This window comes from Seohaeicola sp. (assembly GCF_048006315.1).
Lineage (GTDB): Bacteria > Pseudomonadota > Alphaproteobacteria > Rhodobacterales > Rhodobacteraceae > Seohaeicola.
This window is the reverse complement of sequence record NZ_CP180350.1, coordinates 304,907-327,770: the sequence shown is the minus strand read 5'-3', so window position 1 is coordinate 327,770 and position 22,864 is coordinate 304,907. Positions and strand designations below refer to the sequence as shown.

The window sequence follows — 22,864 nt, the reverse complement described above, 5'->3', positions numbered from 1 at the left end:
AGCGTCACAAGACGCCACAAAACGGAGCGGGACGAACATGAGACACATGATGGAAAGGTTGACAGGTTTGGGGCAGGGGGTGTCGCGCTTTGCGGCGCGCGCAATGTCCCTTGCTGTCGTGATCGCGGCGCTGGCGGCCATGCCCGCCACGCTTGAAGCCCAGGAGCAGCTTGTCGCACTGGGCGGTGACAGCGCTGTGGAACCGGTGCGGTTGAAACCGGGCTTCACCCTGACTGTCCGCACGGATCGCGCCTTCAGCGATATCGTGGTTGGCAACTCGGCCGTGGCGGATGTGTTTCCGCTGACGAACATGTCGGTCTATGTGCAGGCCAACAGCCCCGGCGCCACGAACGTATCCTTCTACGGTCCCGAAAAGGAACTGATCGGCGCGATGATCCTGAATGTGCGCGTCGATTTCGACGAATTGCAGCAGGCGATCAACCGCGCCGTTCCCAATGCGAATGTGACGGTTGCCAATGTCAACGGGCGCGTGCGCGTGTCGGGCGAGGTACGCGACGGACCGTCGATGGACCGCGTGATCGAAATCGCCCAGCAATTCAGCGACCAGCCGGTTCTGAACGCGGTCCGCATCACGGATCCGCAGCAGGTGCAACTGGATGTCCGCATCCTCGAGGTCAGCCGCCGCGCCGGTCGTGAACTGGGTGTCGAGCTGAACAGCAACCGCATGACCACGGGAAGCAGGGGCGGCAGCGTGCCCTTCGGCAGCTTCGTGGGCAACCTTCTGGCCGGGGCAGGCGCCGATATCGATATCGTCATCAATGCGCTGGAAACCAAGGGCATGGCCCGTCGCCTGGCAAACCCGACCCTTGTGACATCGAACGGGGTCGAGGCGAACTTCGTCGTCGGCGGCGAGGTTCCGATCGACTCGTTCGAGCGCGACCAGAACGGCAATGTCACAGTCAGCGGGACCGATTACCGCGAATACGGTGTGCGTCTGAACTTCCGGCCCGTGGTTCTGGACAATTCGATGATCAGCCTGCGGATCCGTCCCGAGGTCAGCGATATCGACACCTCGGCCCCGACGGCCGCCGGTGACGTCGCCTTCATCACGCGCCGCGCCGACACAACCGTGTCGCTGCGCGACGGCCAGAGCTTTGCGATCGCGGGCCTTCTGCAGACCGACAACGAACGCAACGTGCAGCAGGTTCCGTGGATCGGGCAGATCCCGGTTCTGGGCGCGCTGTTCCGGTCGACCGAGTTTCAAAAGCGCGAGACCGACCTCGTGATCCTGGTGACGCCGCGCCTTGTGCGCCCGAGCACCCCCAATGAAACGCTTCTGTCGCCGCTGGATAATTCCAGGCCTTCCAACGATGTCGAGCTGTTCCTGCTGGGCATGCTGGAAGTCAACAAGGACATGATCCGGTCCTTCGTGGATGGCGAAGGCATCATCGGTCCCTATGGCCACATGATTGATCTGGAGTTTGACGATGCGCTTGTCAAAAAGAAGTAAGGCACTGGTTGCGGTCATGATGCTGGCCAGTCTTTCGGCTTGCGCGGATTACATGAACCGTCGTGATTCCGTCAGTTTCGGCGCAGGCAATGCCGCCGAGGGAAACACGGCAATTCATACGATCAACCCGTTCCCACCGGCAGCCTCGAACACCACGATCGTGGTGGGGGGCTGAAGAACCGCACCCGGCGGGTCCCTCGGGATCCGCCCGGCGCTTTCCCGGTCGGCACAGGTTGGATGCTTTTTCCGGGGCGCGGACGGTTGTCTGCGTTCCGATATTCCGAGGTATTTGACTGACCATGCGCCGCGTGAACAGACAAGGCATTCTGCAGAGGCTCCGAAGCTTTGTTTCGGGGACCGAGGCTGCCTTGTTGACCGAAACGCTGATCGTCGTGCCCGTGGTCACGATCTTCGCGGTCGGTATCCTGGAGTTCGGAAATGTCTTCTGGCAGCGTCATCAGGTCCAGGTCGGGGTGCGTGACGCGGCGCGCTACTGGTCGCGGTGCCGCGCCACGGCGCCTTTCACCACATGCACGCAGGACATTGCCCGCAACCTGGCCTTTTTCGGCAATCCTGCAGGCACCGGCGCACCCCGTGTGCCGGGCTGGACCGATGCAGCAGATTTGACGATCACGCCCGCCACCCCGCCCAGCAATCCCGGTGCTGCGGATATCGTCACCGTGACGGGAAGCCTGACCTACACCGGCTCGCCGCTCATGCGCCTGATCGAGTTGGAGGGGTTCACCTTCACCTACACCCATAACCAGAGATACATGGGATGGTGAGGCGCATGAAGATGTTCCGTCGCGCCGAAGAAGGCGCGACACTGGTCGAAGGGCTGATCGTTTTTCCGATCATCCTGCTGACCTTCGCCACTTTCATCGAATTCAGCGTGGCGATGGTGCAATGGAACCAGACCGTCAAGGCCATGCAATTCGGCGCAAGAATGCTTGCTGTCTCGGATCCCGTTGTCGACATGGCCCCGTTTACCGCGGACTATCCGTCGAATCCGCCGACACAGGGTGGCCCTGTGCCCGCGGCGGCCGTTACCGTCGTCTGTGGTGCGGACAGCGCAACCGCCTGCGACCAGACGGGCCTGAACCGTCTGGTCTTTGGCAGCGACGGGGTCTGTGGCCCTGTGGCGAACACACGACTGGGCATGTGTGACCTGAACGGGTTGATCACCCCGGCGAATATCCGCGTCACCTACTACCGTTCGGGTCTGGGTTATGTCGGGCGTCCGGGCGGGCCGGTCGTGTCGATCACGGTCGAGACGCGGAACCTGACCTTCAACTTCTTCTTTCTCGGCGCCTTGCTGGGGCTGAACAACATCACCATCCCAGCGCATCCCGTCACCATCACCAGCGAAGATTTGTCAAACACGATATGAATATGATTGAAAACGATATTCTTCCCGCGCGCACGAAGATGCGCAAGAATACGGTGCTGATCCTTGATACCGGTCAACCCGAATTCTCGGTCATCTCGGACCATGTCGAGAAGATGTCGCATTTCCAGCGGGAAGTCGCGACCTTCGACGAGATGATGCGCGCGCCCGGCGTATTCGCACCCGACGTCATCGTGATGGACATCGCAAGTGTCAGCGCGGACGAGCTGGAAATGCTGTCTTCGGTCCGGGGGCATTATGGTGACGTGCCCATTGTCATCGTGTCCGAGGCGCTGGATGACGCGCAGGTGCGCAAGCTTCTGAAGCTCAAGATTCATGACTGGCTGCGCAAGCCGGTGAATTTCGGCGAGTTCCTGAATGCGATCCAGAGCGGGATCCGCACCTCCAAGCAATCCAGCACACGGGTTCATGCGGTGATTTCCGCCGTGGGCGGCGCTGGGGCCACGACGGTGGCGGTGTGCTTGTCCGAAATACTGGCGCGCGCCACGGCCAAGGACAGATCCAAGGGAAGCGTTGCCCTGTTCGATCTGGATTTCTCAACCGGATCATGTGGTTATCTTCTTAACCTCACCTCGGGTTTCAACCTGGACAGCGTGATTTCCAACCCCAGCCGCATCGACAGTGAATTCGTGAACCTGCTGCAGCAAAAGCACGAGCACGGCATGATCGTCTATTCCTTCAAGCGCCGCGAGGTCGTGACCAGCCTGAACTGCTACGAGATGGTCCTGCGGATGCTGGATGTGGTGACGCTGCAGCATGCGCATACCGTCCTCGACATCCCCTATTACGAAACCGACTGGCGGCAGGATGTGCTGTCCGGCGTGAACACCGTGACCATCGTCTGCGAGATGAACCTGCCCTCGATCAAGCACACGATGGATCTGCTGGAAAGCATCAAGGACATCGACGGCCCCAGGAAACCGGTGACCGTCCTGATCAACAAGCGGCAAAAGGGCCTTTTCGGCAGTGATCGTATCCCCAAGGCCAAGCTGAAGCAGCTGTTCGGCGACACACCCTTTGACTACCTGCCGGACGAGCATGACCAGCTGGCCGAGGCGATGGACCGCGGGGTCACGTTGAGCGATGTAAACTCGTCCTCCAAGATGCTGAAAGCGCTGACGAAATACGCCAATGACGTGATCCTTGCGGAAAAGGTGGCACTGGCATGACAAGGCACGTGACCCGTCGCGGACTGCTTGGGACCCTGTGCGGCCTTGTGCTGTTGCCCGGGGTGGCCATGGCCGAGCTGAAGCGGGTGCCGCGCGATCACGGCCCCACGTCGCGCCGGATCGTGGCCTTTGATAGCCGCGAAGCGCCGGGCACGATCATCATATCCAACACCGATCGCAGCCTGCATCTGGTGCTGGGCAACAACCAGGCCGCACGTTACGACATCAGCGTCGGGCGCGATGGCTTTGTCTGGACCGGCACCACGACGGTGGGACGCAAGGCGCAGTGGCCGGAATGGCGCCCCCCGGCCGAGATGCGCCGCCGCGATCCGTCCTTGCCCGGTTTCGTGCCCTCCGGTCCCTATAACCCATTGGGCGCAAGGGCGATCTATCTCTTCAGCGGGGGGCGGGACACGCTTTACCGGATCCATGGCACCAACAGCGCGGAAACCGTGGGCGGCTATGAGACCTCCGGCTGCTTCCGCCTGACCAATGCCGATGTGATCGAACTCTATGACAAGGTCGCGGTCGGCACGAAGGTGATCGTGAAATGAAGAAGATGCGACGGGAGGATCCAAGGTGGTAGGTCGGTTTTTCAGAAAGCCCCCGGATCAGGAACGCCAGGACGGGTTCACAAAACCATCACCGGCGGCGCCCGCCACCGAACCGGCAGCGGCAAGCCCGCTGTTCGAGGCGCCCGCGCCCTCAAGGCCGGCCGCGCCGCGCAACATGGGCGGTGATGCGGGCATGCCCGATCTGGTCGCGGAGCGGGTGAACCTGCATCGCTTCCTGCTGGACAAGATCAACCTCGCGGTTCTGGACCAGATGGAGGAAACCCAGCTGCACAACGAGTTGCGCCCCCTGGTGCGCGATTACGTGAAGGCGCAGAACCTGGCGCTGAACGCCAAGGAGATGGACAACCTTGTCTCTGACCTTGGCGATGAAATGCTGGGCCTTGGACCGATCGAGCCGCTTCTGAAGGATGACACGATCTCGGATATCCTGATCGTCGGACCGAGAACCGTCTACATCGAACGGGCAGGACGGCTGAAGCGTACCGATGTGCGTTTCAAGGATGAACAGCATCTGCTGCGGATCATCAACAAGATCGTGGCCTCTGTCGGGCGGCGCGTCGATAAATCCTCGCCCCTTGTCGATGCGCGTCTTGCCGATGGCTCGCGTGTCAACGCCGCGATCCGGCCGGTGGCCGTGGACGGGCCGCAGGTATCGATCCGGAAATTCTCCAAGCGGCCTTTCCAGCTCGAAACCCTGGTCAAGAACGGCGCGCTGCCGCAGGGCATGGCCAAGTTGCTTGCGGCCGCCGTCGAGGGCAAGGTGTCGATCGTCGTCTCGGGCGGGACCGGTTCGGGCAAGACCACGATGCTGAACGCGTTGTCGGCCTTCATTCCGCATGAGGAACGCCTTGTAACCATCGAAGATGCTGCAGAACTTCAGCTGCAGCAGCCCCATGTCGTCCGGCTGGAGACACGCCCGCCCACGTTGGATGGCCGCAACGAGATCCTGCAGCGTGATCTGGTCAAGAACGCGCTGCGGATGCGCCCGGACCGCATCATCGTGGGCGAGGTGCGCGGCGGCGAGGCTTTCGACATGCTGCAGGCCATGAACACCGGCCACGAAGGCTCGATGACCACGATCCACGCCAACAATCCACGTGATGCCCTCAGCCGGATGGAACAGATGGTGGGCATGTCCGGCATGCCGATGTCGCAGCTCAGCATCCGGTCGCAGATCGCATCGGCGATCCAGCTGATCATCCAGTTGTCGCGTTTGCGCGACGGCACGCGCCGCGTCACCGCCATTTCGGAACTGACCGGGATGGAGGGGGAAGTCGTCCAGATCCAGGACATCATGAAGTTCAACCGCATCGGCGTGGACGAAGACGGCCGCGTCATCGGCGAGTTCCGCTCGACCGGGATCAGGCCGCGCTTCCTGACGGATATCAGCACGATCGGCTTGAAGGTGGACATGTCCATTTTCGATCCGACCACAAGGCACTGACGGGGTTTCATGTCGATTATCGTCATATACGGGTTCATCTTCGGCGCGGTCCTTCTGCTGTCGGATGCCATCCTGCGCCGCCTTTTCGGCGCACGCAGCGCCAGCCGCGAGGTCAACGAGCGACTTGAGCGCCTCAAGTCCGGCGCCGATCATCTGTCGACCTACCAGAGCCTGCTGAACGATCGGGGCCTGGGCCGGGGTGGCGTGTTGTCGCTGAAGTGGGTCTCGCGGCTCTATCGTCAGTCGGGGCTGATGCTGACCCTGCCACGTCGTCTGACCTATGCGCTGGTCATCATGCTGGGGGCCTGGCTTGTGGCGTCATGGCTGTCGGCAGAGGCCTTGCCGCGCATTGTCCTGACGCTGATCATCGGCCCCGGCGTGATGCTGGCCCTGGTGATGAGGGCGCGTGCCGGGCGGATCGCCAAATTCGTGCTGCAACTGCCCGATGCGCTGGACATCATCGTCCGCAGCATGACGTCGGGCCACCCGCTGACCACCGCCATCGCCCTTGTCGGGCGCGAGATGCCCGATCCCATCGGCAGCGAATTCGGCATTCTCAGCGATCAGCTGACCTTCGGCTCGGAACTTGACGATGCGATGCTGCGGATGGTCGACAGGGTCGGCGCGGACGAGTTGAACCTGGTGGCGGTGACTGTCAGCGTCCAGCGCACCACCGGCGGCAACCTGTCGGAGATCCTTGAAAACCTGTCCGGAATGATCCGCGACCGGTCCATGCTGCGCAACAAGATCCGCGCGATTTCCGCCGAAGGCCGGATCACCGCGATGGTCATGGCGGTTTTTCCCTTTCTTTTGTACCTGTTGATCTCGACCCTGGTGCCGTCCTATTTCGATCCCGTCTGGGATAGCGGTTATGGCACGGAGGTCGTTGTCTCGATCCTGGTGATGATGGGGCTTGGACTGCTCATCCTCTACAAGCTCGTGAAATTCGATTTCTGATCCGATGACGTCTGAACCCGGGAAAACGGTGAACCACAATGAATGACAGCCTGATCCTTGTCGCGGTCTTCGTCGCGGTCCTGATCCTGATCTTCACCATCGCCAACGCGGTGACGCGCAGCCGGGACATCCGCCGCAATCTGGACCAGGTCTCGGTCGAGCAACAGCAGCGCGACGCCAGAAGCGAAGAGGTCTTCGGCTCGGAAAACGAGAACATCCGCCACTACTACGAGGTGATGCGCCGCAACGATCCCGAGGGGCTGGACATGCGCCTGATCCGTGCGGGTTATTTTTCGCCCGATGCCAAGCGCGTTTTCCAGATGATCCGGCTGACCGTCACCGTCGCGGTCTTCGCGCTGGTGTGGTATCTGGTGGTCAACCTCTCCATGGGGCTGTCATCCGCGATGGCGCTGCTGCTGGCGGGGCTGACCTCCGGGATCGTCTTCATTCTTGTCAGTGCCGTCCTGGATCGTCAGGCCAAGACGAACCAGACCTCCTATCGGCGCCTGTTCCCCGATTTCATGGACCTTCTGGTGGTCTGCGTGGATTCCGGGATGAGCGTCGAGGCGGCCATCGACCGCGTGGCCCACGAGTTCCTGCACACCAAGCCAAGCTTCGGCCAACATCTGTCGATCATCTCGCTCGAGGTGCGGGCAGGGCGCCCGATGCATGAGGCGCTGAACAGTTTTGCAACCCGCATCCAGCTGGATGAGGCGCGCACATTGTCCGTGCTGTTCCGGCAGTCGATGGAACTGGGGTCGAGCGTGATCAAGACCCTGCGCGTCTTCAGCAAGGAAATGCGCCAGACCCGGATCATCAAGGCCGAGGAAAAGGCGAATGCCCTGCCGGTGAAGATGCTGTTTCCGATGGCGGGTTTCCTGTTTCCGGTCAACCTGATCATCGTGCTGGTGCCGATCCTGATGCAGATCATGAAACTGTTCTCGACGATGACGCCGGGCGGCAACTGACGCGACCCGCAATGCGGTGCTTACGACCATCGGCGATTGCGGTCATGCATGTGCATTGACCCGCTGCAATCACTTGTCCGCCCCATCCGGGATCTGATCTGCATCTGGCGGAATACCGGGCGTATCAGCGGGTGACGTTCTGCAAGCGACAGGCGGTCCGAACCCTTCGGGGCGCGGTTGCGGATCATGCAGACAGCGTTTCCGCAAAAAGACAGAGTTTGATCAAAAAAGCATCAAATTCGGTGATTTACCGGGCGTTCAGGATGCTCGGATTACCCTCTCGCCAGACCGCAGCGGCCTGATCGCCGCAAGAAGGAAAGCAACAGGCGCTCGTGCGAAAGGCCTGAGCGCGCGAGCAGGATCACAAAAAAGATGTCCACCGTTTTCGAGGCAACCGTTACCGCGACTTTCGACAATGTCGCCGGGGGCAACTACCAGGCCTTGTTCGACTTCGGCGACGGCACGACCAGGAACAAGATCTGGTTCGGAAGTCTGTCCAACACGAACACGATCATACTGGAGGTATTCCAAAACGGGTTTCGGTATAGCCTCCAGATACCGAACGCCATCGACGAGGGGGTCGAGACCTCCTGGAACGTCTCCATCGACGATACCGGGACCTACACGATCCTCAAGGACGGCATCTCGATCGGGTCGCAGAATTTCGGCGTCGCCGCGATACCGAACGACGTGCCGCGTAGCAACAACCTGATCGGCGAGTCCTCGTTCAATGGCGACGATCCACTGATCGGAACGGTAAGCTCGATCAATGTTGAAACCACGCTGACGAACGGCTTCGACATCTACTTTTCGGATACGCAAAACGCGGTCGGCGCGTTTGACGGCACGGACCGGGACGAGGTGCTGAACGCCGCGAACTCCAGCGGTGCAGACAGTCTTGCAGGCGACGGCGGCGACGACAGCATCTATGGCGGCGGCGGCAACGATACGCTTGCCGGTGATGCGGGCAACGATCTTGTCATTGGCGGTGCGGGTGCCGATTCAATCGACGGCGGTGTCGGCGACGACATTCTTCACGGGGATGATTTCCTTGCTGGTCCCGTCACGGTCACCAATGCGGACTTTGACGCGGGCTCGGACGGCTGGACCACCACGGGGGCGGGGACCTATGTCTACACCGTCGATGGCAACGATGCCATGGCGTTCAACGCCGGCAACAGCGGCACCGGCGGCACGGCGCAGCAGACAATCGCCACCCAGGCGGGCGGGCGCTATGCGCTGTCACTGGACGCATACGAATTCGATATCAGTGGCGGGTCAGCAGATCACACGCTTCTGATCCGGGTGATCGATGCCAACGGTCAGGTCATCGCCGAACAGACCGAGGTGATCGCGAACGAGACCGGCCGCACGATCACCGTGGACTTCGTCGCACCCACCGACACTGTCACCCTCAGGTTTTCCAACCCGACATCGACCGGCACCAATGACAGCGACCTGATCATCGACAACGTGTCGGTCACACCTGTCGCGCCCAGCGGCGGTGGTGACGACACCCTGTCGGGTGGTGCCGGGAATGACGCGCTTTTCGGGGGTGCAGGCAACGACAGTCTTGCCGCCGGCGATGGGAATGACACCGTCGAGGGCGGTGCCGGTGATGACAACATTTCAGCCTTCCAGGGCGATGACACGATCAGCGGCGGCGATGGCGCGGATACGATATTCTCGCTCGGCGGGGGGAACGACACCATCGACGGCGGCACCGATGCCGATACGATCATCATACGCACCCTCAGCGATGCCACCGTGCGCGGCGGTGAGGCGACGACAACAGGCACCGATACCGACCGGCTGGACGTGGCCGAAGGCGCCACGCCCCTGACGCTGGACTTCTCCGGTGCCGAAGCAGGCACCATCGGGGATGGCGTCAGCACCGTGACCTTCACCGAGATCGAGCAGGTGTTCCTGGGCGAAGGTGACGACACGATCAATACCGGCGCGCAGACCGATGCCCTGACCGTCGATGGTGGCGGTGGTGACGATGTCTTCAATGCCGCAACCACCAGCGGCGCCAACACGTTTGACGGGCAGGGCGGAGACGACACGATCCATGGCGGTTCCGGCAACGAAACCCTGCGTGGCGGATCGGGACGCGACCTGATCTTTGGCGCGGATGGTGACGACCTGATCAACGCAGGCGGCGATGCCGACACGGCTTATGGCGGCAGCGGCAACGACACCATCGACGGCGCGCAGGACGATGACCTTATCGACGGCGGCAGTGGCAACGACCTTATCCTCGGCGGTGACGGATCGGATACGATCATCGGCGGCACGGGCGCCGACAACATTCAAGGCGGCGGGGACGCCGACACCTTCCTGCTGGCAAACGGCTTCGGCAACGACACGATCGGCGGCGGCGAGACCGCGACAACCGGAACCGACAGCGACGTGATCGACGCCTCGGCACTCACCGGCACGGGTGTGACCGTCAATGTCGCGAACGAGGCCGGAACGCTGCGAGACGGGACCGACACCGCCACCTTTTCCGAGATCGAGGGGTTCATCCTCACCGATCAGGACGACACCTTCACCGCCTTCGGCACATCAGCCGTCACTGTCGATAGCGGCGCGGGCAATGACCTTATCCGAGAGGGCAACGGCGGGAACACGATCGACGCCGGAACCGGCAACGACACGATTGTCGCGGGCCTGGGCACCTCGACGATCACGGGCGGCGAGGATGTCGGTGGGGGCGATACCGACATTCTCGATTTCCGCGTTGCCAACGACGCGGTCACGATCATCTTTGACGGTGCCGAAAGCGGCACCTATGCCGACAATGACGGCGACAGCGGAACCTTTTCCGAGATCGAGTCGTTCAGGCTGACCTCGGGCAACGACGCCGTTGATGCAAGCCTCGACACCGCCGGGGTGTTCATTGATGGCGGCGGTGGTGCCGATACCATCATCGGGGGCTCCGGCAACGACGTGATCACCGGTGGCGGACCCATGTCCGGGGACCCCGGTGACAGCCTGTCTGGCGGGGCAGGGAACGACATCATCCTCGGCGATGCGGGCGACGACACGATAGACGGCGGAAGCGGCAGCGATTTCATCGCAGGTGGCGCAGGCAACGACCTGCTGACCGGCGGCGAGGGCGATGATTACTTCTTCTACATGCCCGGTGACGGGCTGGACACGATCACCGATTTCAACATCGGCAACACCGGCACGCTTGATGACGGCGACGTTGAAAACAACGATTTCATCGACCTGTCGGGCTATTACGATCACATCTCCGAGCTGTATGCGGACCAGGCAGACGACGGCGTCCTGAACCAGTCCAACACGATGGACACGCGCGGAAACGCTGTCGACTATTCGGACAACACCCGGTTCGACACCAATGGCACGCCGAATGACGAAGGCATCCGGTTCACCGGTGCGACCGCTGACCGATCCTTCTTTACCGTTGAAAACACGGGCGTTGTCTGTTTCACATCCGGCACTTTGATCGCCACGCCGAAAGGCGAGGTTCCGATCGAAACCCTCAAGCCCGGCGATCTGGTGCTGACCCGCGATAACGGGCCGCAGCCCCTGATCTGGATCGGTCGGCGCCAGGTTGGCCGTGCCGAACTGGCGCGGAATGAAAATCTGCGGCCCATCGAAATCAAGCCAACGCTGATCCGGTCGCATTCCCCTCTGGTCGTGTCGCGCCAACACGGGGTGCTGGTGCGCCGGGACGGGGAAGAAACGCTGGTCCGCGCAATTCATCTGGCAAGGCTGCCGCGCTCCGGTGCGCGCATCATGCAAGGCTGTCGCGGCGTGACCTATGTCCACCTGATGTTCGAGGCGCATCAGATCGTCTTTGCCGCAGGCGCCCCCTCCGAAAGCTTCTACCCGGGCCCGCAGGCGATCGGTTCCCTTGCGGTCGCCGCGCGCGACGAACTTTTCAGCCTGTTTCCCACCTTGCCGCAGGCGCGCGTGCGCGATTTCGCCCCCTTCAAGGACCTGGGCGAAGCTGTCGTGCAGGGGGCCTGAACCGGACCACGACAATGCAAGCCCGCCCGAGGCGCGAAAGCGCCGGACCGCACCGTGGCATCAGAATGTCGAGAAGGATGGTTTCATGCCCAGACTGGCGGAGAGACAGGGATTCGAACCCTGGGACCCCTTGCAGGATCAACGGTTTTCGAGACCGCCCCGTTCGACCACTCCGGCACCTCTCCGCGGTCTGGTGGCTGCGTTTAATCTCTCCCGTGGGCGGTGGCAAGGGGGCTTTTCGCAATTCTTTCCGGTTACTTTTCGGCAGCGACCCGGCCGGTTTTCAAACCTCACCCGGTTTTGCATTGTCTGCCCAGACAAATGGCTTAGGCTCTGGCGCAGGGGCGGCTGGTTCCGCACCGCATCAAGGCACCGTTTCAGGACAAAGGACGCAAGACAGATGATCCGCAGCACAATGCACCCGTCACGTTTCGGCTCTGGTCCGGCTGGCCTGATCCTGATGTGGCGGATGGCCCTTGGCGTGCTGCTCCTGACACTCGCCCTTGGCCAGGCCGTTCCCCTGCGCGCGCAAGAAGCGCCGGGCCGCGACAGGCTCGAGGCGTTTCTGAGCGTCACGGGTTTTGACAAGGCGCTGGAATCGATTGCCCTGTCAGCCGGCGATGCGCCGCTGATGCTGGGCCGCGACGTATCGGAATTCGGCGGTGACTGGTCGCGCTCGGTGGCCGAGATTTTCGACACGGAGCTGATGCATGACATGGCGATCAGCATTCTTGCACGGGCGCTGGAAGACGACTTGCTGACCCATGCCGTCGATTTCTACGCATCCGATCTGGGGCAACGGCTGGTTGCGGTCGAGAATGCGGCGCATCTGTCCGATGACGCCGAGGCCGCGCGCGCCGATGGCGAAGAGATCATCGCCGACCTTGTGCGGACAGGCGCGCCGCGCCTGATCATCCTGCAGCGGATGGGTCCTGCCATCGATCCGCAGAATACATCCGTCCGCGCGGTCGAGGAAATACAGGTGCGCTTCCTGCTCAGCGCCTCGGCCGCCGGTGTGCTGCCGATGGAACTGGACGAGCCCGCGCTGCGCAGCCTGATGGCCGATCAGCGCGGCGAATTGCGCCAGAGGATGCGCCAAAGCGGATTGATCCATGCCGCCCATGTCTACCAGTCGTTTTCGGATGACGACCTTGAAGCCTATGTCGCAGCGCTGGAACATCCCAAGATGCAGCGCGTCTACGAGCTGATGAACGGCATCCAGTACGAGATCATGGCCAACCGTTTCGAGGTTCTGGCCCGCCGCATGGCCGATCTGCATCCCGGCGAGGAATTGTGACATGCGCGGCCGCCTGATCACCAGCTGCATCCGGGCAATGGCTGGCCTGCTGCTGCCGGTTGTCCTGTTTCTGGGGCTGCTTGCCCCGCTGCTCCCGCCCGCGCAGGCCAAGGGCGCGCAGGGCAGCGACCGGATCAGCCACCTCATGGACCTGATGGGCATGGATGAGATCGTCCTTATCATGCGCGAGGAAGGGCTTGCCTATGGCGGCGAGCTTGGCCGGGACATGCTGGCGGGGCAGGGCGGGCCGGTCTGGGACAGGCAGGTGGATCGCATCTATGACGAGGCGGCGATGTCCGAACTTGTGCGTGCAGGTTTCCGCGAGGCTTTCGGCGCGGCTGACCCCGAGCCATTGATCCGCTTCTTCGAAGGCGACACCGGGCGGCAGATCGTGGCGCTCGAGATCGCCGCGCGGCGCGCCTTCATGGACGAAGACATCGAGGAAACCGCGCGCGAGGCGTTTCGCCGGGTCGCGGCGGATCTGGACGCGCCCAGCCCGCGGGATATCGATCCGCATCTGTCGGCCATCGAAGCCTATGTCGAGGCGAACGACCTGATCGGCTTCAACGTCATGGGCGCGATGAATGCCAACATGCTGTTCTATCGCGGCCTGATCGAAGGGGGCGCGCTGGAGATGTCCGAGGGCGAGATCCTGTCCGACGTCTGGGAGCAGGAAGACGAGACGCACGCCGAAACCCGCGAATGGCTCTATGCCTTCCTGATGCTGGCCTACCAGCCGCTGGAGGCATCGCAGATCAGCGGCTATGCCGATCTGTCGCTGACCCCGCCGGGCCGGGCCATGAACCGCGCGCTGTTCACCGCCTTCGATGCGATGTATGGAACCCTGTCCCATGCCCTGGGCCTTGCGATCGCGGCACAGATGCTGACCGAAGACCTCTGACCGGCCTTGGCCGCGTCGCCAGACCGGGATGAAACAGGCGCGCGGAATGCCCGCCTAGCCCCTTGACTTCCGGCCAGATGCGCCGCATAAGCCGCCATCTCGGAAGGGGCGCAGTGCTTCTGCCGTGTTGATTATTCACAATCGTCCGCAAGGGCGCGCTGTTCGAGGTGGCTGGCAGACCTTCCCAAGGGGGGATGCGGCCGAAACACCCGGTCGGGGACCACAGGACGCGGAAACAAGGGAAGACAGATATGTTCGCGGTTCTGAAAACCGGCGGCAAACAGTACAAGGTCCAGGCCGGCGATACGCTGCGCGTGGAGAAACTGGCCGCTGACGCAGGTGAAACAGTTCAATTCAACGACGTGCTGATGCTGGGCGGTGAGACCACCGTTCTGGGGGCGCCGATGGTGGCAGGTGCCGCCGTGCAGGCCGAAGTGATCGACCAGATCAAGGGTGAGAAAGTCATCCACTTCGTCAAGCGTCGCCGCAAGCATGGCTCGCAGCGCACCAAGGGTCACCGTCAGAAGCTGACCCTCGTCCGGATCACCGAGATCCTGGCATCGGGCGCTGACAAGACCGGCGTGAAAGCCGCAACCGGCCAGGCGCCCGCCGTGGCCGCCGTTGCCGAAGCCGCACCCGCCAAGAAGGCCGCAAAGGCGAAAGCCCCCGCTGCCGCCGAAGGCGAGACCGCCGCGAAACCGAAACGCGCCGCGAAAAAAGCGGCCGAGACCAAGGAGTAATCCCCCATGGCACACAAGAAAGCAGGCGGTTCCTCCCGCAACGGTCGCGATTTTGACGGCCGGCGCCTTGGCGTCAAGCTGTTCGGCGGCCAGGCCGCGATTGCCGGCAACATCATCGTGCGTCAGCGCGGCACCAAGTGGTGGCCGGGCGAGGGCGTTGGCATCGGTCGTGACCACACGATCTTCGCCACGACCGAAGGCAAGGTGACCTTCCACAAGGGCCTCAAGGGCCGCACCTTCATTTCGGTTCTGCCGGTGGCGGAGGCCGCTGAGTAAGCCGTTCTTCAGGTGACATGCATCAGGGGACCGGCAAGACCGCCGGTCCCCTTTTCCTTTTCCGCATGCCTCGGAACGGGCCTGCGGCGGCGTCAGGATCCGGACCACATATATTCACAGAACTGCCATGCAGTGATGTCACAGACAGGACCAGCCCGATGCCAGTCCTGCCAGTGTTTCCGGGGAGGGAAACAGGGGCGGGCGTAAACAGTGACGACGCCACAGGGGTCGCAGACCCGGCAGGTATTCGGTACAACGCATTTTCGGAGGAGAAGGCCGATGAAGATCGATCCCATCTACGCCCAGCCGGTGATTGACACCGAGCGGTTCGACCTGCGCCCGCTGCGCATGTCCGACAAGGGCCTGATCGAGATGTATGGCGCGGACCGTCGTGTGGCGATGAATACGCGCGCGATCCCCCATCCCCTGCCACCCGGGGCGATCGAGGCCTTCGTGAAACGTGCGATGGACCCGAATCGGACCGAGGATGTCTGGGCGATGGATGGCAGCCGGCATGGCGGACCCGAGGTGATGGGGCTGATCAGCCTTGCGCCGATGGATCGCAACCAGTCCGAAGTCAGCTATTGGGTGGCGCCGGCCTACTGGAACTCGGGCGTGGCCTCGGCTGCCGTGGCGGCGCTTGTGGCGGCCAATCCGCGGAACTGCCGCACGATGTTCGCCGAAGTCTTTCAGGACAACCCGGCTTCGGCCCGTGTCCTGACAAATTGCGGGTTCGAATACCTGGGCGATGCCGAAACCTTTTCGGTCGCACGCGGCGCCAAGGTTGCGACATGGACCTACAGCCGAAAACTTGATTGAGCAGGGCAGCGCCTTTGCGATAGGGGAAGACCATGAAATTTCTTGATCTCGCAAAGGTCTATATCCGGTCCGGTTCGGGCGGCGGCGGCTCTGTCAGCTTCCGGCGCGAAAAGTTCATCGAATTCGGCGGACCCGATGGCGGCGATGGCGGCTGCGGCGGTTCGGTCTGGGTCGAAGCGGTGGACGGTCTGAACACGCTGATCGATTTCCGCTACCAGCAGCATTTCTTCGCGCAGAACGGCCAGCCTGGCATGGGGCGGCAACGCACCGGCAAGGATGGCGATGACATCGTGCTGCGCGTGCCCGTCGGCACCGAGATCCTGGACGAGGACGAGGAAACCGTCGTCGCAGACATGACCGAGGTCGGCCAGCGCGTGTTGCTGGCGCGCGGCGGCAATGGCGGCTGGGGCAACCTGCATTTCAAGACCTCGACCAACCAGGCGCCGCGCCGGGCCAACCCCGGCCAGGAAGGCGTCGACCGCACGCTCTGGCTGCGGCTCAAGCTGATCGCGGATGCGGGGCTTCTGGGCCTGCCCAACGCGGGTAAATCCACCTTTCTGGCAGCCGTGTCCAACGCAAGGCCGAAGATCGCGGATTATCCCTTCACGACACTGCATCCGAACCTTGGTGTCGTGGGTATCGACAATGCCGAATTCGTCATGGCCGACATTCCCGGTCTGATCGCGGGCGCGTCCGAGGGCAAGGGGCTGGGGGACAGGTTCCTCGGCCATGTGGAACGTTGTGCCGTGCTGCTGCATCTGGTCGACGGGACATCCGAAACCGTGGCCGAGGATTACCGCGCCATCATCACCGAACTTGAACTCTATGGCGGGGATCTTGCCGACAAGCCGCGTGTCACGGCCCTGAACAAGATCGACGCGCTGGATGACGAGGAACGCGCCGAGGCGCGCGCCGCACTCGAGGCCGAGGCGGGCGGGCCGGTCCTGATGCTGTCCGGCGTCACCGGCGAAGGTGTGCCCGAGGTGCTGCGCGCGGTGCGCGCGCAGATCACCGCCGACCGGCTGCGGATGAAACAGGAAGAAGCCGACGAGGATCAGCCGTGGCGCCCCTGAGCGAAGCGATCACATCTTCCCTTCGCTTGTCCGCCGCGCGACGCGTCGTGGTCAAGATCGGCTCGGCCCTGCTGGTGGATCGCGCCACTGGCCAGCTGCGCCAGGACTGGCTGGCGGCACTGGCCCGGGATGTGGTCTGGCTCAAGTCGCTGGGCGTGGACGTGGTTCTGGTCTCATCGGGTTCGATCGCCCTGGGGCGGGGCGTGCTCGGCTTGCCGTCCACCACGCTGGCCCTGGAGCAATCGCAGGCCGCCGCGGCCGTCGGACAGATCAGGCTGGCCCGCGCCTACGAGGAAGTGCTCGCGCCCCATGGCATCACCACGGGGCAGGTGCTTGTGACACTGGAAGACAGCACCGACCGGCGCCGCTATCTGAACTCGCGCGCGACGATGGAGATGCTGATCGGCCTTGGCGTTGTGCCCATCGTGAACGAGAACGATACCGTCGCCACCGACGAGATCCGCTATGGCGACAACGACCGGCTGGCCGCACAGGTTGCCGTGACCGTGGGTGCGGATCAGCTGGTGCTGCTGTCGGATGTGGACGGGTTCTATTCCGCCAACCCGCAACAGGACCCTGATGCGCGGCATTTCCCCGTGATCGACCGGATCACCCCGCAGATCGAGGCGATGGCCGGCGATGCGGGATCGGGCCTGTCCAAGGGCGGCATGAAGACCAAGCTGATGGCGGCGCGCACCGCCACCTCTGCCGGCTGCGCCATGGCGATCACCGAAGGCTCGGTGATGCGGCCGCTGCAGGCCCTGGAACAGGGCGCGCGCGCCACATGGTTCACGGCCACCGAAGACCCGCAAGCCGCGCGCAAGCGCTGGATCGCCGCCATGAAGCCGCGCGGCGAGGTGACACTGGATGCAGGCGCCGCCCGCGCGCTGGCCAGCGGCAAAAGCCTTTTGCCCGCCGGTGTCACCGCCGTGACGGGACGGTTCGGGCGGGGTGATCCCGTGGCCATTCTCGGGCCTGACGGCGCCGCACTGGGCCAGGGCCTGATCCGTTATACCGCTGCCGAAACAACCCTGATCCGCGGCCACCGCAGCGACGAGATCGAGACGCTACTGGGCTATCCGGGGCGCGCCGCGCTGATCCATCGCGATGACATGGCGCTCTGACCCTGCCTTCTTCTTGCGCCAAATATCCCCGCCGGAGGCATCCGGCCCTTGAACGGACCACTGACCCATGATGCAAAGCCAGGACCTCACTGCCCAGATGAACGAGATCGGCCGCCGCGCGCGCGCGGCCGCGGCGGATCTGGCCTTTGCCCCATCGGACGCCAAGGCGCAGGCGCTGATGGCCGCGGCTGATGCGATCGAGGCGCAGACCGATGCGATCATCGCCGCCAATGCCCGTGATCTGGACCATGGCCGCGACAAGGGGCTGAGCCCCGCGATGATGGACCGGCTGATGCTGGACGAAAGCCGGATCAAGGCCATCGCGGCGGGTCTGCGCGCCGTGGCGGCGCAGGCCGATCCCGTGGGCCGCGTGCTGGCCGAATGGGACCGTCCCAACGGGCTGCATATCCGGCGCGTGGCGACGCCTCTGGGTGTGATCGGGGTGATCTATGAAAGCCGGCCCAATGTGACGGCCGATGCGGGCGCGCTTTGCCTCAAGGCGGGCAACGCGGTGATCCTGCGGGGTGGTTCGGAAAGCTTCCACTCCTCCGGCGCGATCCACGCCTGCCTGGTGGCGGGGCTGCGCGCTGCTGGCCTGCCCGAGGATTCGATCCAGCTTGTCCCCACCCGCGACCGCGAGGCCGTGACGGCGATGCTGCGCATGACCGAATGGATCGATGTGATCGTGCCGCGCGGTGGCAAGGGTCTGGTGGGCCTTGTCCAGCGCGAGGCGCGCGTGCCCGTCTTTGCCCATCTGGAAGGGATCGTGCATGTCTATGTCGATGCCGCCGCCGATCCAGAGGTGGCGCGCCGCGTGGTGCTGAACGCCAAGACACGCCGCACCGGCATCTGCGGTGCCGCAGAATGCCTGCTGATCCACCGCGACATCGCCGCAACCCTGGGCGCGGATCTGATCCGCGACCTGCTGGCGGCGGGCGTCGAGGTGCGCGCCGATGAAATTCTGCAGGCGATACCGGGCACCGTGCCCGCCACGGAGGCGGATTGGGGCTGCGAATATCTGGACAGCATCATCGCCGCGCGCGTGGTGGATGACATCGACGCGGCCTTGGGTCATATCCGGCGCTATGGGTCGAACCATACCGATTGCATCCTGACCGAAGACCCGGAGGCCGTCGCGCATTTCTTCGAGCGTCTGGACAGCGCGATCCTGATGCACAATGCCTCGACCCAGTTCGCCGATGGCGGGGAATTCGGCATGGGGGCCGAGATCGGGATCGCGACGGGCAAGCTGCATGCGCGCGGCCCCGTGGGGGCCGAACAGCTGACCAGTTTCAAATACCTGGTAACCGGGCAAGGCACGATCCGGTCCTGATCGGGATCAGTAGCGCAGCAGGATATCATGCTCGGTGATGCGCAGGCTGGTCCGGCGGCCGGCCTCCTGCAGCAGGATGGGCAGCAGCGCGAACTGCACCTCAGACGGGCTGACCTCGATCCCGCTGCCCTGCGTCTCCAGCGCCGCCCACAGGTCGGGGATCTGGCGCAGCTTGTCGGCGCTGCCGCTGATCGCCCAGAGCCCGGCCTCGCGGGTCAGGCTGATGCGCCCGCCATAGGGCATCGCCGTTTCCAGGCATTGCAGGGCCAGAAAGGCCAGACGCACCTCCACGCGCGGCAGGTCCTCAAGCGGTCCCCAATGATAGCTGACCCGTGCGCCTTGCGCCATCGCCTTGAGAATGCTGACGATTTCGGCCCGCCCCATCATTTGCTGCTCGGATGCCATCCCATAGGCCACGCGGAAAAAGCGGATGCGCGCATTGGCATTCTCGACACTCTCCGAGACAAGGGCCAGTTCCGGTGTCAAGGCGGCCCCGGACATCTGCATCAGTTCAAGCCCGTTGGTGATGGCGCCGATCGGGCTGATCAGGTCATGGCAGATACGTGAGCCTATCAAGGCGGCCAGATTGTGGGTACTGTGGCCCAATAATGTCTCCGATACGAGGTTGCGACATGTCTGATCTGAACGCGATACTGGAGCCGGGAATGCTTGTGCGGCACCCGGACCAACCTGACTGGGGGGTGGGGCAAGTGCAATCCAATATCGCGGGTCGGATCACCGTCAATTTTCCCGAAGCCGGAAAGGTTGTCATTGATGGCTCCCGGATCGGTCTTCTGCCCATATTTGATCACCCAAACTAGTTAACAAAAGGTTACTGAAAGTGGCGCCGCGCCATGTTTTCGTGCCTTGGGAAGGACTTATCGTGGATGCCTCGACCTGTGGCCGCTGCGGCAACGGTTGCCTTCACCGGGCCAGTTTCCTAGAAACGGCTGAATGCCCTCAATACCCGGCCGCGACATGACCGAAGCCCCGCCGCAATTCGCCGTCAGACTGGCCTCGGATCAGTCGGATCTGCACGCGGCGCAGCGCCTGCGCTACGAGGTCTTCGTGGCCGAGCTTGGCGGCGGGGGCGACATGGTCGATCACGTCAATCGCCGCGAACAGGACAGGTTTGATCCGTTTTTCGATCATCTGCTGTTGCTGGATCAGGCGCGACCGGTCGCCGATCAGGTGGTGGGCGTCTACCGCTTGCTGCGCGCGGATCAGGCGGTGGCGGCGGGCCAGTTCTATTCCGAGGATGAATATGATCTTGCCCCGCTCAGGGCCAGCGGGCGGCGCCTGCTGGAACTGGGGCGTTCCTGCCTGCATCCGGCCTACAGGGGCGGCATGGGGATGTTCCACCTCTGGCATGCGCTGGCGGATTACGTCGATGCCCATGGGATCGAGGTGCTGTTCGGCGTCGCCAGCTTTCACGGCACCGATCCGCAGGCTTTGGCGGCGCCGTTGTCGCTGCTGCACCACCGTCACCTGGCCCCGGCCGATCTGCGCGTCACGGCGCGCGCGCCGGGTGCGACCGCGATGGACCTGATCGCGCCCGACAGTCTGGACCGGCGCGCTGCGATGCTGGCGGTGCCCGCGCTGATCAAGGCCTATCTGCGGCTGGGCGGTTTCGTGGGGCAGGGCGCCTTCATCGACCGGGCCTTCAACACGACCGATGTCTGCCTGATCCTGGATGTGGCGCGGATGAACGAAAGCCAGCGCGCCATCTATACCCGGCCGGTCCCGGCCCGTCCGGTGCAGCCATGACCCAGGCCTGGACCCCGCCGCCGGAACCGCCGGCCAGCCCCCTGACGCCCGCCGGCTGGGTGCGGCTGCTGCTGCGCGGCGCGGTGCTGGGCAGCCTGACCTTCGGCGGTCTTGGCCTGATGCTTGTGTTGCGCCTGATCGAGCGCCCGCTGTTCGGCTTGCACCGGCCCGTCACACCCTTTCTGACGCAGATTGTCTGCCGGTGTGCCTTCGTGATCCTGGGCATGGGGCATGTGGTGCGCGGCAAACCCATGCAGGAGCGCGGCGCCGTGGTGGCCAATCATGTCTCATGGCTGGACATTTTCGCGCTGAACGCGCGCAAGCGGATCTATTTCGTCTCGAAATCCGAGGTGGCGGGCTGGCCGGGCATCGGCTGGCTTGCGCGGGCGACGGGGACGCTGTTCATCAACCGCGATCCGCGCGACGCGCGCCGCCAGCAGGTCCTGTTCGAACGCCGCCTGCTGGCAGGCCACAAGCTGCTGTTCTTTCCCGAGGGCACATCGACCGACGGGATGCTGGTGCTTCCCTTCAAGTCCACCCTGTTCCAGGCGTTCTTTTCGGACGAGTTGAAGCATCGGCTGTTCATCCAGCCGGTGACCCTGCTCTATGTCGCGCCCGAAAGGGAAGATCCCCGTTTCTACGGCTGGTGGGGCGAGATGGGATTCGGGCCGCATCTGGTCAAGGTGCTGGCCGCCCCGCGCAACGGGCGGGTCGAGGTGATCTATCACGCGCCCGTCCGGGTCGATGCCTTTCCCAACCGCAAGTCACTGACCGCCCATGTCGAACAGACCGTTCGGGACGGTCTGCTGCATGGCTTGGCGCAGGATTGACGCAGGCGCCGGCGCAGAGGCTCAGATCTGCATCGCGCGGCTCAGGCGCGTCAGTTCCGCCACCGGATCCGATGCCGACCAGATCTCGTCGCCCAGGGCGATGAAATCGGTGATCGGGGCAAGGGTGCGGATCAGATCCTCGGTCAGGGCGCCTTCGGCCACGACCGGCACCTCGATGATCTCGGACCACCATTCGAAGATATCAAGATCGGCGCGGCTGCCATCGCCCAGGGGGCTGATCCCGACCGGGCCAAAGCTGATGTAATCCGCCCCGGCTTCGCCTGCGGTCATGCCCTCGTGCCGTTGCACGCCGCAGAATGCGCCAACGATCGCATCGGGGCCAAGGTCCTTGCGGACCTTGCGCACCGATCGCGCCCCGTCGGTCAGATGGACACCGTCCAGCCCAAGGCGTTCCACCATCAGAACATGGCTCTCGATCACCAGCGCCACGTCGCGCGCATGGGTCACCTCCCGCAGCGCGTCGGCGGCACGCGCGACATTGTCCTCGTCCTTGCTGGCCAGGGCCAGGCGCACGCAAGCGACCTCCTGCGCGTCAAGCGCACGAGACAGCAGATCGGGGAAAACCTCCAGGTCGAAACTGGGCGGCGTGATCAGGTAGAGTTGCGGCTGTTGCGGGGCGTCAGGCGTATCGGCCATTCCGGTCGGGCTCCTTCAAGGTCATGCAGGTGTCATAACGGGGAATTTCG

22 protein-coding genes, 1 tRNA gene and 1 pseudogene are annotated in these 22,864 nt (G+C 63.5%); 21 read left to right on the top strand and 3 right to left on the bottom strand.

The features are described 5' to 3' along the window. Nucleotides 1-49 precede the first annotated feature (49 nt). The 10 genes from ACMUJL_RS01750 to ACMUJL_RS01705 all read left to right on the top strand — a co-directional run bounded on the left by ACMUJL_RS01750 (nt 50) and on the right by ACMUJL_RS01705 (nt 11,997). Nucleotides 50-1,471, top strand: coding sequence for a type II and III secretion system protein family protein (locus tag ACMUJL_RS01750; protein ID WP_375570888.1), 1,422 nt, complete (start codon nt 50-52; stop codon nt 1,469-1,471). Nucleotides 1,472-1,490: 19 nt separating this feature from the next. Beyond that, nucleotides 1,491-1,646 carry a hypothetical protein gene (locus tag ACMUJL_RS01745; protein WP_375570890.1) on the top strand — a complete coding sequence of 52 codons (156 nt, stop codon included), beginning with the start codon at nt 1,491-1,493 and terminating at the stop codon, nt 1,644-1,646. 196 nt (nt 1,647-1,842) lie between these two features. Further along, nucleotides 1,843-2,256, top strand: a complete 414-nt coding sequence (locus ACMUJL_RS01740) for a TadE/TadG family type IV pilus assembly protein (protein WP_375570892.1) — start codon at nt 1,843-1,845, stop codon at nt 2,254-2,256. Between the two features lie 5 nt (nt 2,257-2,261). Then, nucleotides 2,262-2,861 carry a TadE/TadG family type IV pilus assembly protein gene (locus tag ACMUJL_RS01735; protein WP_375570894.1) on the top strand — a complete coding sequence of 200 codons (600 nt, stop codon included), beginning with the start codon at nt 2,262-2,264 and terminating at the stop codon, nt 2,859-2,861. Nucleotides 2,862-2,899: 38 nt separating this feature from the next. Further along, nucleotides 2,900-4,048: a response regulator gene (locus tag ACMUJL_RS01730; RefSeq protein ID WP_375570896.1), complete on the top strand. Its 1,149-nt coding sequence runs from the start codon at nt 2,900-2,902 to the stop codon at nt 4,046-4,048. Nucleotides 4,049-4,056: 8 nt separating this feature from the next. Then, nucleotides 4,057-4,602, top strand: a complete 546-nt coding sequence (locus tag ACMUJL_RS01725) for a L,D-transpeptidase (protein WP_416914093.1) — start codon at nt 4,057-4,059, stop codon at nt 4,600-4,602. Nucleotides 4,603-4,627: 25 nt separating this feature from the next. Continuing rightward, nucleotides 4,628-6,067: a CpaF family protein gene (locus tag ACMUJL_RS01720; RefSeq protein ID WP_375570898.1), complete on the top strand. Its 1,440-nt coding sequence runs from the start codon at nt 4,628-4,630 to the stop codon at nt 6,065-6,067. Nucleotides 6,068-6,076: 9 nt separating this feature from the next. Next, a complete protein-coding gene (locus ACMUJL_RS01715; RefSeq protein ID WP_375570900.1) occupies nt 6,077-7,024 on the top strand; it encodes a type II secretion system F family protein in 948 nt (315 codons plus the stop codon). Nucleotides 7,025-7,062: 38 nt separating this feature from the next. Further along, nucleotides 7,063-7,992, top strand: a complete 930-nt coding sequence (locus ACMUJL_RS01710) for a type II secretion system F family protein (RefSeq protein WP_375570902.1) — start codon at nt 7,063-7,065, stop codon at nt 7,990-7,992. 372 nt (nt 7,993-8,364) lie between these two features. Then, entirely contained in the window at nt 8,365-11,997 is a 3,633-nt protein-coding gene (locus ACMUJL_RS01705) for a Hint domain-containing protein (protein ID WP_416914092.1), read from the top strand. 95 nt (nt 11,998-12,092) lie between these two features. Here the strand turns inward: ACMUJL_RS01705 and ACMUJL_RS01700 are convergent. After that, nucleotides 12,093-12,182, bottom strand: a tRNA-Ser gene (locus ACMUJL_RS01700). A 215-nt stretch (nt 12,183-12,397) separates the two neighbouring features. Here ACMUJL_RS01700 and ACMUJL_RS01695 point away from each other — a divergent pair. The 8 genes and pseudogenes from ACMUJL_RS01695 to ACMUJL_RS01660 all read left to right on the top strand — a co-directional run bounded on the left by ACMUJL_RS01695 (nt 12,398) and on the right by ACMUJL_RS01660 (nt 19,560). After that, the gene (locus ACMUJL_RS01695; RefSeq protein WP_416914091.1) at nt 12,398-13,294 is read left to right on the top strand and encodes a DUF2059 domain-containing protein; all 897 of its coding nucleotides are present in this window, start codon (nt 12,398-12,400) and stop codon (nt 13,292-13,294) included. A 1-nt stretch (nt 13,295) separates the two neighbouring features. Next, on the top strand, nt 13,296-14,195 hold the full coding sequence (locus ACMUJL_RS01690; RefSeq protein ID WP_375570908.1) for a hypothetical protein: 900 nt from the start codon (nt 13,296-13,298) through the stop codon (nt 14,193-14,195). A gap of 251 nt (nt 14,196-14,446) precedes the next feature. After that, nucleotides 14,447-14,893 (top strand): annotated as a pseudogene (gene rplU / locus ACMUJL_RS01685) (50S ribosomal protein L21); the annotation flags it as partial. A 48-nt stretch (nt 14,894-14,941) separates the two neighbouring features. Further along, the gene (gene rpmA / locus ACMUJL_RS01680; RefSeq protein ID WP_416914090.1) at nt 14,942-15,211 is read left to right on the top strand and encodes a 50S ribosomal protein L27; all 270 of its coding nucleotides are present in this window, start codon (nt 14,942-14,944) and stop codon (nt 15,209-15,211) included. 279 nt (nt 15,212-15,490) lie between these two features. Beyond that, nucleotides 15,491-16,030, top strand: a complete 540-nt coding sequence (locus tag ACMUJL_RS01675) for a GNAT family N-acetyltransferase (RefSeq protein WP_375570911.1) — start codon at nt 15,491-15,493, stop codon at nt 16,028-16,030. Nucleotides 16,031-16,062: 32 nt separating this feature from the next. Next, nucleotides 16,063-17,103 carry a GTPase ObgE gene (obgE, locus tag ACMUJL_RS01670; protein ID WP_375570913.1) on the top strand — a complete coding sequence of 347 codons (1,041 nt, stop codon included), beginning with the start codon at nt 16,063-16,065 and terminating at the stop codon, nt 17,101-17,103. A 26-nt stretch (nt 17,104-17,129) separates the two neighbouring features. Next, nucleotides 17,130-18,227: a glutamate 5-kinase gene (gene proB / locus ACMUJL_RS01665; RefSeq protein WP_068295315.1), complete on the top strand. Its 1,098-nt coding sequence runs from the start codon at nt 17,130-17,132 to the stop codon at nt 18,225-18,227. 67 nt (nt 18,228-18,294) lie between these two features. Then, a complete protein-coding gene (locus ACMUJL_RS01660) occupies nt 18,295-19,560 on the top strand; it encodes a glutamate-5-semialdehyde dehydrogenase (RefSeq protein WP_375570915.1) in 1,266 nt (421 codons plus the stop codon). Nucleotides 19,561-19,566: 6 nt separating this feature from the next. On the opposite strand, the gene ACMUJL_RS01655 is transcribed toward ACMUJL_RS01660, so the two are convergent. Next, nucleotides 19,567-20,136 carry a histidine phosphotransferase family protein gene (locus ACMUJL_RS01655; RefSeq protein WP_375570917.1) on the bottom strand — a complete coding sequence of 190 codons (570 nt, stop codon included), beginning with the start codon at nt 20,134-20,136 and terminating at the stop codon, nt 19,567-19,569. Between the two features lie 56 nt (nt 20,137-20,192). On the opposite strand from ACMUJL_RS01655, the gene ACMUJL_RS01650 reads away from it, so the two are divergent. The 3 genes from ACMUJL_RS01650 to ACMUJL_RS01640 all read left to right on the top strand — a co-directional run bounded on the left by ACMUJL_RS01650 (nt 20,193) and on the right by ACMUJL_RS01640 (nt 22,157). Further along, on the top strand, nt 20,193-20,381 hold the full coding sequence (locus ACMUJL_RS01650; protein ID WP_082896452.1) for a DUF3553 domain-containing protein: 189 nt from the start codon (nt 20,193-20,195) through the stop codon (nt 20,379-20,381). 157 nt (nt 20,382-20,538) lie between these two features. Next, nucleotides 20,539-21,327, top strand: coding sequence for a GNAT family N-acetyltransferase (locus tag ACMUJL_RS01645; protein WP_375574042.1), 789 nt, complete (start codon nt 20,539-20,541; stop codon nt 21,325-21,327). Next, entirely contained in the window at nt 21,324-22,157 is an 834-nt protein-coding gene (locus ACMUJL_RS01640) for a lysophospholipid acyltransferase family protein (protein ID WP_375570919.1), read from the top strand. Before ACMUJL_RS01645 ends, ACMUJL_RS01640 begins: the two co-directional genes overlap by 4 nt. Before the next feature lie 21 nt (nt 22,158-22,178). Here the strand turns inward: ACMUJL_RS01640 and ACMUJL_RS01635 are convergent, their stop codons facing one another. Next, on the bottom strand, nt 22,179-22,814 hold the full coding sequence (locus tag ACMUJL_RS01635) for a thiamine phosphate synthase (protein WP_068295134.1): 636 nt from the start codon (nt 22,812-22,814) through the stop codon (nt 22,179-22,181). Nucleotides 22,815-22,864 lie beyond the last annotated feature (50 nt).

Excerpts from the sequence above, each read along its gene's own strand:
- ACMUJL_RS01750 (WP_375570888.1), top strand. The coding sequence starts at position 50 with ATGGAAAGGTTGACAGGTTTGGGGCAGGGGGTGTCGCGCTTTGCGGCG.
- ACMUJL_RS01745 (WP_375570890.1), top strand. The coding sequence starts at position 1,491 with ATGCTGGCCAGTCTTTCGGCTTGCGCGGATTACATGAACCGTCGTGAT.
- ACMUJL_RS01735 (WP_375570894.1), top strand. The coding sequence starts at position 2,262 with ATGAAGATGTTCCGTCGCGCCGAAGAAGGCGCGACACTGGTCGAAGGG.
- ACMUJL_RS01730 (WP_375570896.1), top strand. The coding sequence starts at position 2,900 with ATGCGCAAGAATACGGTGCTGATCCTTGATACCGGTCAACCCGAATTC.
- ACMUJL_RS01715 (WP_375570900.1), top strand. The coding sequence starts at position 6,077 with ATGTCGATTATCGTCATATACGGGTTCATCTTCGGCGCGGTCCTTCTG.
- ACMUJL_RS01710 (WP_375570902.1), top strand. The coding sequence starts at position 7,063 with ATGAATGACAGCCTGATCCTTGTCGCGGTCTTCGTCGCGGTCCTGATC.
- ACMUJL_RS01705 (WP_416914092.1), top strand. The coding sequence starts at position 8,365 with ATGTCCACCGTTTTCGAGGCAACCGTTACCGCGACTTTCGACAATGTC.
- ACMUJL_RS01695 (WP_416914091.1), top strand. The coding sequence starts at position 12,398 with ATGATCCGCAGCACAATGCACCCGTCACGTTTCGGCTCTGGTCCGGCT.
- ACMUJL_RS01690 (WP_375570908.1), top strand. The coding sequence starts at position 13,296 with ATGCGCGGCCGCCTGATCACCAGCTGCATCCGGGCAATGGCTGGCCTG.
- rpmA (WP_416914090.1), top strand. The coding sequence starts at position 14,942 with ATGGCACACAAGAAAGCAGGCGGTTCCTCCCGCAACGGTCGCGATTTT.
- ACMUJL_RS01675 (WP_375570911.1), top strand. The coding sequence starts at position 15,491 with ATGAAGATCGATCCCATCTACGCCCAGCCGGTGATTGACACCGAGCGG.
- obgE (WP_375570913.1), top strand. The coding sequence starts at position 16,063 with ATGAAATTTCTTGATCTCGCAAAGGTCTATATCCGGTCCGGTTCGGGC.
- ACMUJL_RS01660 (WP_375570915.1), top strand. The coding sequence starts at position 18,295 with ATGATGCAAAGCCAGGACCTCACTGCCCAGATGAACGAGATCGGCCGC.
- ACMUJL_RS01650 (WP_082896452.1), top strand. The coding sequence starts at position 20,193 with ATGTCTGATCTGAACGCGATACTGGAGCCGGGAATGCTTGTGCGGCAC.
- ACMUJL_RS01645 (WP_375574042.1), top strand. The coding sequence starts at position 20,539 with ATGACCGAAGCCCCGCCGCAATTCGCCGTCAGACTGGCCTCGGATCAG.
- ACMUJL_RS01640 (WP_375570919.1), top strand. The coding sequence starts at position 21,324 with ATGACCCAGGCCTGGACCCCGCCGCCGGAACCGCCGGCCAGCCCCCTG.
- ACMUJL_RS01635 (WP_068295134.1), bottom strand. The coding sequence starts at position 22,814 with ATGGCCGATACGCCTGACGCCCCGCAACAGCCGCAACTCTACCTGATC.